This window comes from Nostoc sp., assembly GCF_035638895.1.
Lineage (GTDB): Bacteria > Cyanobacteriota > Cyanobacteriia > Cyanobacteriales > Nostocaceae > Nostoc.
Window position 1 is genome coordinate 1 of the sequence record NZ_DASQZC010000190.1, and the last position, 2,076, is coordinate 2,076.

Annotated in this window: 1 protein-coding gene; it reads left to right on the forward strand. The window is 39.2% G+C overall.

Annotation, left to right across the window (positions count from 1 at the left end):
- Nucleotides 1-29: 29 nt before the first annotated feature.
- Nucleotides 30-2,076: hypothetical protein (locus tag VE944_RS09310; protein ID WP_324975577.1), on the forward strand; the 2,047-nt coding region annotated here is incomplete at its 3' end.

The window sequence follows — 2,076 nt, forward strand, 5'->3', positions numbered from 1 at the left end:
CAGAGGAAGTTACATTCTTGTTTCATACCATGGCACAACAAGGAGGTATTGTACCAACATTCAGAATGTTCAAGCATAAACCTTTCAGAGAGTCAATGAGTATCCCAGACAGGATTTGGAATGAGTTGGAACCCATGATCAAGGACAAGATTATTGCTATCAGAGCCAACCTCAGGAAGAAGAATGAAGAAGCAGCAAAGAAATCTAATCAAGCAATTCCCAATCAGTATTGTACAATGGTCCCAAAAGAAGATATCAAGAAGACTATGTTGAATCTAGTTTCATCCATGGAAGATTTTAATCTTGCAACAGAAGATGAATATGATACTGATGATGACTTCTGTCATGTATCATCTGCAATGATGGTTAGAGTTTCTGTTGATCCACCTGAAGGAAACCCGGATACTGACATTGAAGTCAGAGCACATTTTGAGTATACCAGCATCCCTGAATTGAAGAGCAAGTTCTATGCAATTTCAGACAGTGGAGCAGATTCATGTGTTTTGGGAAATATGGCCAAAGTATTGACTTATACTGGAAGATATGCATCCTTGATTGGATATGATCCTGCAAATACCAAGTCTGAAAGAGTTCCTATTGTGACAGCACTCATCAAAGCAAGATCATCCTCAAATATGAACTATGAAGTACTTTTGAAGATTAATGAGGCACCACTCAATAAGGGCAGTCCTATCACCTTGTTATCAGAGTACCAAATCAGAGAACATGGCCTTGTTATTGACTCAGTGGCTAGAAAGCATAGATCTATTCATGGAAAATCTGGAACACAATGTTTTTGTGTAAACTCTGAAGTTTTTATTGATTTTGAGGATAGGGGAGGTTTAATGGGATTTGAACTACTACCTGTTGAGGATGGTGATGAAGACAAGTTTGATGTTATTACCATTACAAGCCCTCTCAGATGGACACCAAGGAAGTTCAAAGATGAACCTTTTGATGGATACTTCTATGACCCTACAGATGTTCATGAAGAAGCTCAAGGCTATCCAGCATTAGTGAACCACTTATCTCAAGAGATTGCACCTGGAGACATTGATCTCAAAGTTGTGGAAAAAGTTGTATCTGAGATCTCAAGTGCACCTATGATTGAGACTCAAGTTCTTGCTACTACATCATGGCATAGAGTGATTCATGAAGAAATTGATCCAATGTACATTAGACCTTTTCTTGGCTACAGACCAGTATCAGTTGTGAAAGCTACCTTAGAGAAGACTACTCAAATGGCAAAGATGATCATCAGGACACCCATGTCAAGGCATATCAAGGCAAGGAATCCACATATGAATGTGACAAGAATTGATGAAACAGTGTCTACAGATCCCTTATTTGCCAATTGCAAAAGCATTTCACATGGATACACAGCAGCTCAGATTTTCTTTGGTATAAAGTCACATACAATCTTTGTGTATGGCATCAGATCGAAAGCTGAGTTTCCAAACGTGTACAGAGACTTCATCAGAGCACATGGAGCACCATCTGCACTTAGAAGAGACAATGCACAAGAAGAAAAGGGTGAACAAGTCATTGATATCAACAGAGAGTACATGATCAAGGATGAATATACTGAACCTTATCATCCACAACAGAACCCAGTTGAGACAAGTGCTATCAGGTATCTCAAGAATCAAGTTCAAGTTCTTCTTGATACAACAGGAGCCCCAGATACAGCATGGTACTTGGCAGTGCAATACATTGCTGATGTTCATAACATTTGTTCTGACATCAACCTTCCAGACAAGATGACACCTATGCAATACAAGACAGGAGTAACACCAGATATTTCAGTGTTCCTACAGTTTACATTTTGGCAACCAATCTTGTATTTGGATCATGAATCAGTTTGGCCATCTTCAAAGGAAAGAGCAGGAAGATGGGTTGGAGTTGCACACAACATTGGAGATACACTTACATATTGGATCTTAGATGACCAGACCAAGCAGGTATTGGCTAGGAGTGTTGTAAGACCTTTTTGTCAGAATCATAGAGTCAAATGGGATTCTTCTTTGATTAATTGGGACAACAAGAAACATACTGCTACTCATGCTGGAGATGTGA